The sequence below is a fragment of the Methylobacterium sp. WL116 genome (assembly GCF_008039455.1).
GTDB lineage: Bacteria > Pseudomonadota > Alphaproteobacteria > Rhizobiales > Beijerinckiaceae > Methylobacterium.
This window is the reverse complement of record NZ_VRUV01000277.1, coordinates 1-6,102: the sequence shown is the minus strand read 5'-3', so window position 1 is coordinate 6,102 and position 6,102 is coordinate 1. Positions and strand designations below refer to the sequence as shown.

Annotated in this window: 7 protein-coding genes and 1 pseudogene; 7 read left to right on the top strand and 1 reads right to left on the bottom strand. The window is 72.0% G+C overall.

Features of this window, described 5'->3' with window-relative positions; all coding sequences use genetic code 11:
* The 5 genes from FV223_RS17930 to FV223_RS17910 form a co-directional block, all read left to right on the top strand.
* Positions 1-629, top strand: a 629-nt coding sequence (locus FV223_RS17930) for a CheB methylesterase domain-containing protein (protein WP_147728297.1), incomplete at its 5' end; no start/stop codon positions are given.
* Positions 626-1,501 carry a protein-glutamate O-methyltransferase CheR gene (locus FV223_RS17925; RefSeq protein ID WP_147728296.1) on the top strand — a complete coding sequence of 292 codons (876 nt, stop codon included), beginning with the start codon at positions 626-628 and terminating at the stop codon, positions 1,499-1,501. The genes FV223_RS17930 and FV223_RS17925, both read left to right, overlap by 4 nt.
* A 174-nt stretch (positions 1,502-1,675) precedes the next feature.
* A complete protein-coding gene (locus FV223_RS17920) occupies positions 1,676-2,314 on the top strand; it encodes a hypothetical protein (RefSeq protein ID WP_147728295.1) in 639 nt (212 codons plus the stop codon).
* Between the two features lie 157 nt (positions 2,315-2,471).
* Positions 2,472-3,473 carry an asparaginase gene (locus FV223_RS17915; protein WP_147728294.1) on the top strand — a complete coding sequence of 334 codons (1,002 nt, stop codon included), beginning with the start codon at positions 2,472-2,474 and terminating at the stop codon, positions 3,471-3,473.
* Between the two features lie 83 nt (positions 3,474-3,556).
* The gene (locus tag FV223_RS17910) at positions 3,557-4,450 is read left to right on the top strand and encodes a 3'(2'),5'-bisphosphate nucleotidase CysQ (RefSeq protein ID WP_246689717.1); all 894 of its coding nucleotides are present in this window, start codon (positions 3,557-3,559) and stop codon (positions 4,448-4,450) included.
* Here the strand turns inward: FV223_RS17910 and FV223_RS17905 are convergent.
* Positions 4,428-4,880, bottom strand: coding sequence for a YHS domain-containing (seleno)protein (locus tag FV223_RS17905; RefSeq protein ID WP_147728292.1), 453 nt, complete (start codon positions 4,878-4,880; stop codon positions 4,428-4,430). The genes FV223_RS17910 and FV223_RS17905 overlap by 23 nt on opposite strands.
* Before the next feature lie 178 nt (positions 4,881-5,058).
* Between FV223_RS17905 and FV223_RS17900 the strand changes: the two genes are divergently transcribed.
* Together FV223_RS17900 and FV223_RS17895 are read left to right on the top strand one after the other, a co-directional pair.
* The gene (locus tag FV223_RS17900) at positions 5,059-5,709 is read left to right on the top strand and encodes a DUF1134 domain-containing protein (protein ID WP_147728291.1); all 651 of its coding nucleotides are present in this window, start codon (positions 5,059-5,061) and stop codon (positions 5,707-5,709) included.
* 199 nt (positions 5,710-5,908) lie between these two features.
* A pseudogene (locus FV223_RS17895) lies at positions 5,909-6,102 on the top strand (hypothetical protein); the annotation flags it as partial.

Genomic DNA, 6,102 nt, shown 5'->3' with positions numbered 1-6,102 from the left:
CCCCGGTCACCCTGCGCCCGAAGGCCCGCACCGGCCTAGCGCCCCGCGTCCTTCTCGTTGGCGCCTCGACCGGCGGCCCCCGGGCGGTCGGCGAGATGCTCGAGAAGATCGGCGCGGCGACGCTGCGCCGGCTGCCGATCCTGATCGTCCAGCACATGCCGCCGATCTTCACCGCGGTCTTCGCCGAGCACCTCGCCACCCGCACCGGACTCGTCGCGGCCGAGGGCAAGGCCGACGAACGGCTCGAGCCTGGGCGGATCTACGTCGCGCCGGGCGGGCGCCACATGGGCCTGACGGGGGGCGCCGGCCGAGAGCCGGTGATCCGCCTCGACGACGGACCGCCGGTGAACTTCTGCCGGCCGGCCGTCGACGTCCTGTTCAAGGACGCCGCCGCCCTGTTCGGGGGCGCCACCCTCTCCGTCGTGCTCACCGGCATGGGCTCGGACGGCACCCACGGCGCCCGCGCGCTGTGCGAGGCCGGCGGCGCCGTGCTCGCACAGGACGAGGCGACGAGCACCGTCTGGGGCATGCCCGGCAGCATCGCCAAGGCAGGGCTGGCCCAGGCCATCCTGCCGCTTCCCGAGATCGGCCCTGCGCTGCGCGCCATGATCACGGGACAGGCGGCATGACCGAGCTCGAATTCGATTTCCTGCGCGCCTACCTCAAGCAGCGCTCCGGCCTCGCGCTCACCCCCGAGAAGCGCTACCTCGTCGAGAGCCGGCTCACCCCCGTCTGCCGCCGCTTCGGCCTCGCCACGCTGCGCGACCTCGTCGGCACCTTGAAGATCTCGCGCGATTCGTCGATCGAGAAGGCGGTCGTCGAAGCGATGACCACCAACGAGACCTTCTTCTTCCGCGATCGGACGCCGTTCGATCTGTTCCGCGACGTGCTGCTGCCTCAGGCGATGGCGCGCCGTGCCGGCCAGCGCCGGCTGCGCATCTGGTGCGCGGCGGCCTCGACCGGCCAGGAGCCGTATTCGCTCGCGATCCTGCTGCAGGAAGCTGGCGCCAAGCTTGCCGGCTGGCAGGTCGAGATCGTCGCGACGGACCTGTCCACCGAGGTGATCGAGAAGGGCAAGCTCGGGCTCTACAGCCATTTCGAGGTGCAGCGCGGGCTGCCCGTGCAGTGGCTGCTGAAGTACTTCACCCAGATCGGCGAGCAGTGGCAGATCGCCCCGGCCCTGCGCGCGATGATCGATTACCGGCCGCTCAATCTGCTCAACGGCTTCGAGGCGCTCGGCTCCTTCGACGTGATCTACTGCCGCAACGTGCTGATCTACTTCGATACGCCGACCAAGGCCGACATCCTCGGGCGGCTCGCCGAACGGCTCGCACCCGAAGGCGCGCTTCTTCTCGGTGCGGCCGAGACGGTGATCGGCCTGACCGACCGGCTGAGCCCGAACCCGCAGCACCGCGGCCTCTACGGCGTGGCGCAACCGGCCCTGCGCACGGCGCCTCCGCTCCCCGCCGCGTTCCCGCAATTGCGGGTCGCCGCCCGCTGACTCGGGCGAGCATCACAGTACGATTTACGATGCGGGAAGAGGGGGGAACGGCCGCTCGGCGCCGCTGGAAACATACCGAAACATTAAGGCGAACAGATCCTTAACCGCGGCGTGGGCACTTTGCACACGGACCCGCGGCCGGGCGTTTCCGGCAGCTTCACGGGAAAGCCGCCCATGAGTTCGATCTCCAGCACCACCGCCTCGCAGATCCAGGCGCCGCAGCGCCCGGCGCACGCCCACAAGAACCGGGTCGCCTCCGAGATCGACAGCGAGGCCTCGGCCGGCACCATCTCCGCGACCGACGCCACCGCGCTCACCAGCGCCCTCGACTCGATCGACGCCAGCCTCAAGTCCGGCGAAACCGCGAACGGTGCCGCGTCGGCATCGTCGAGCACCGCCGCCGCGTCGCGGCTCGACCCCTCCCAGATCAAGAGCCGCATCGACGGCCTGATCGCCGACCAGGTCACCAACGGAACGCTGACCAGCGACCAGGCGGCGACGTTGACGTCGCTGTTCGCCAAGGGAGGCGCGAAAGGCGAGGCAAAGGATGGCGGGGTCGGCGGTGCGGGCGGCCCGCCCCCGGGACCGCCCCTCGGCGCGGCGCCGGACGGCAACGACCTTTCCGATGCGTCGAGCGCGGATCCCGACGCCTCGGCCTCGGGCAGCACCAGCACCGCGTCGACGAGCGATCTGCTGGCGAGCTTCATCAAGCAACTCCAATCGACGCAGGCGAGCGCGACCGGCTACGCGTCGAGCGGGTCTTCCAGCACGAGCAGCAACGCCTCGGCCCTCGTGTTCGACTTTCGCAGCTGAGCCGCCTCGGCGCGCGCGGTGTCGCCATCCTCGGGGCGAGCGAGCCGGCACCGCGTCCTCGCCCAGCACATCGTCCGTCCCCGGCGATGCCGCGAGACAACCGCCGGCCTCAGCAGGTAGGACGCGGTCTCGACGCGAAGCGAGCAGGAGACATTCGATGACGGCAAGGCCGAAGGTCGCGTTCATCGGCACCGGCGGGACGATCTCGTCGCTCGGTCGCGATTCCCTCGACATCCTCGACTACACCGCGACCGGGAACCGCCTGGAGGCGCAGGCGATCCTCGATGCCGTGCCGGAGGTGCGCGCGATCGCCGAGATGGTGCCGGTCGCCTTCCGCGCCGTGCCGAGCCCGGCGATCGGCTTCGCGGAATGGCGCGACCTGGCGACGACCTGCGAACGCCTTGTCGCGGAGCATCGCGACCTCGCCGGCATCGTCATCGGGCACGGCACCGCCACCCTCGAGGAGACCGCCTACGCCCTGAGCCTGACGCTCACCGTCGACGTCCCGGTGGTGCTCGTCGGGTCGCAGCGGCCGATAAGCGCCCTGTCGAGCGATGCCGGGCTCAACCTCGTCGCGGCGATCCGCACGGCGGCGTCGGCGCAGTCCCGCGGGCGCGGCGTCCTCGTCGTCCTCAACGACGAGATCCAGGCGGCACGCGAGGTGACCAAGACCTCGGTCGCCCGGCTTCAGACCTTCCGGACGCCGGATTTCGGGGTGCTCGGCCACGTCGACGGCGCCTCGGTGCAGTACTACCGCCGCTCGGAGCGGAGCCACGCTCCGGGAACGCCCTTCGACATCCGCGCGCTCGATGCGCTGCCGCGGGTCGACGTGTCCTACGGCTATGCCGACGCGGACGGCACGGCGGTGCGGGCCTTCCTCGCGGCCGGAGCGCAGGGCATCGTCTCGGCGGGGCTGGCGCCGGGCATGACGCCGCCGCGCGAAGCCGACGCCCTCGAGCAGGCGGCCGCCGCCGGGATCGTCGTGGTGCAGTCGACCCGGGCGGGCAGCGGCGTCGTCCCGCTCACCACCCGCCTGAGGGAGCGCGGCATCCTCAGCGCCGACAACCTGACGCCGCAGAAGGCCCGCATCCTGCTCGCGCTCGCCCTGACGGTGACGCGCGAGCCCGCGGAGATCGCGCGGATGTTCGCCACCTACTGAGACGCGTCGGGACGGGCCGAAACCCGATTTCGGCCTCCGCCATCGACAAGGATCGGTGGGTGGAGCAAGACGGTGCCATGGCAATGGCGGCATCATCCATCGTCTCCCTCTCCGGGCCGGAACGCGAGCGCATCGCCGCGTACCTGGCCGAGATCGCCTGCGCCGCCGGCGAGATCCTGCTCGGCCACCACGGCAACGACTGCCCGCACGTGCTCAAGGTGGACGGCTCGCCCTCAAGCCATGCCGACCTCGAGGCCGAGCAGCTGATCCTGGCCAAGCTCCTGGAACGGTTCCCGGCGATCCCGGTGGTGGCCGAGGAGACCTGCCACGACGTGCCGCCCGCCGACCGGTTCTTCCTGGTCGACCCCCTGGACGGCACCCGCGACTTCCTCGCCGGCAGCCCGGAATTCGCCGTGTGCATCGCCCTGATCCAGGGCAACCGCCCGGTCGCCGCGGCGCTGGCCGCGCCGGGCGTCGGCCGCGTCTGGCACGCGGGTGTCGCCGCGCACGAGGCGCCGATCGAGGCCGGCCGCCCCGGGCCCTCTCGCGCCGTCCGAACCCGGCCCGAGCCGCGGGACGGGCTGACCGCGCTCGGCAGCCGGCGCCACGGCGATTCCGAGACCGAGGCCTGCCTCGACGCGCTCGGCGTGACATCGCGCCGCGCGGCCGGCTCGGCCCTCAAGTTCGCGCTGATCGCCTCGGGCGAGGCCGACCTTTACGTCCGCTGCGGACCGACCATGGAATGGGACACCGCGGCCGGCGACCACATCCTGACCGCCGCCGGCGGCCGTGTCGTCACCCCCACCGGCCGGCCGATCATCTACGGCCGGCACGCGATGGCCTATCGCAACGGCCCGTTCGCGGCGCTGGGCGATCCGGCGCTCGCCGCCCGGGTCGCGCTTCCCGATCGCGGGCCGATCCTGCGGCCGCGGGAGGGCGCGGCGGTGACGCGGCTCACTCCCGTCCTCCGTCCGTGAGCGGCTGCAGGCTCGGCCAGGACGCCTCCGCCCGCTCCGCCAGCTTGGGGTCCGCCAGCACCCGGTCCCGTCGCTCGGCGTTGCGGAACAGGTAGAGGCGCTCCTCGATCACCGCGAAGACCAGCGGATCGGCGTCGACCAGCCGTCCATCGAGGATGCCGACGACGTCGTATCCGCCCAGCCGCGGCGTGTAGACGGCAGGGTCGCGCAGGTAGGCGGCGCGGTTGGCGGCACCGGCGAAGCGCCAGGTCCTGCCGCCGCCGGAAGCCTCGAACGCGGACGAGCCCGCCCGCGGGCCCTTCGGCAGGAAGTAGCTCACCGGGTCGAAGCCCGAGAGCGCGAGCGGGCCGGCGACAGGCGTCTGTCCGATCGCCGGCTCCGCGAGGCCCGCCAGGACGAGGATGGCGCAGTCACGCCGCGTTAACCACATCGTGTCCACCTATCCCTCAGCTCGCGCCCGGATCGACCGCCGTGCGCTCCGGCGGCAGGTCTGCCGCATGTCCTTGGGGGCGGACGCAAGCCATCGTCCAGGTGCGCATCCAAGTCCAGGCGCGCGATCGCGTCCCATGGCGGCGCCGCCTTCAGCGGATCGAGGAGGAACCATGACCATGCCCGATTCCCCCCGCACGGCCACCCTGCGGCAGGACGCGTCGACACGCCGCCGCGCCCTGGCCGGCCTGAGCTCGGCCGGGCTCCTCGCCTTGTCGGCGGCCGCGTTCGGCGTTTCCCGGAGCGTGCCGGCCTCCGCCCGCGGCGTCGAGGATCCCGGCGCGCCGGAGACCTTCCGGCCGCGCGAGATCGTCGATTCCGGCCACAAGTTCTTCGGCAGCGTCTCGCGCGGGCTGGCGCTCACGGTGCAGGAGGCGACCAAGCGCTGGGGCGAGCCCAACGGCTACATCCTCGGCCAGGAAGCCTCCGGCGCCATCGTCGGCGGCGTCCGGTACGGCGAGGGCACGCTCTACACCCGCAATGCGGGCCAGCGCCGGATCTACTGGCAGGGCCCGACCCTCGGCTTCGACATCGGCGGCGACGGCGACCGCACCATGATGCTGGTCTACAACCTGCCGGCGGTGAATGGGATCTACCGCCGCTTCGGCGGGGTCGACGGCTCGGCCTACTTCGTCGGCGGCTTCGGCATGACGGCGGTGACCAACGACGGCATCGTCGTGGTTCCGATCCGGACCGGCGTCGGCGCCCGCCTCGGCATCAACGTCGGCTATCTGAAGTTCACCGGCACGCCGACCTGGAACCCGTTCTGACGCGACCGAATCTCGACTTCGCGCCCGCGCGCAAAACCGGTTAGACTGCGCGTCAGCTTCGGCCGGGCATGCTCGGCCCACGGGCACGGCATCCGGGTTCAGCCCCGGTGTCCGGGCTCGTTCTGCGTGTGGTCGCATCGTCGCACGAGCGGGCAGGGTCCGGTCTTGCGGCGGCGCTCAAGGGATCGAGTTCGCCCGCGTGATCGAAACCGTAATGGTCTTCGCCCTCGGCTTCCTGGTGGCGATCCTGTGCGCGCTGCTGGCGCTGCCCGCCGTGAACGTGCGCGCCAGCCCGCGCGAGATCGTCGATTCCGGCCACAAGTTCTTCGGCAGCGTCTCGCGCGGCCGGAAGGTCTCCGGCGCGCCGGGATCCTCGACGCCGCGGGCGGAGGC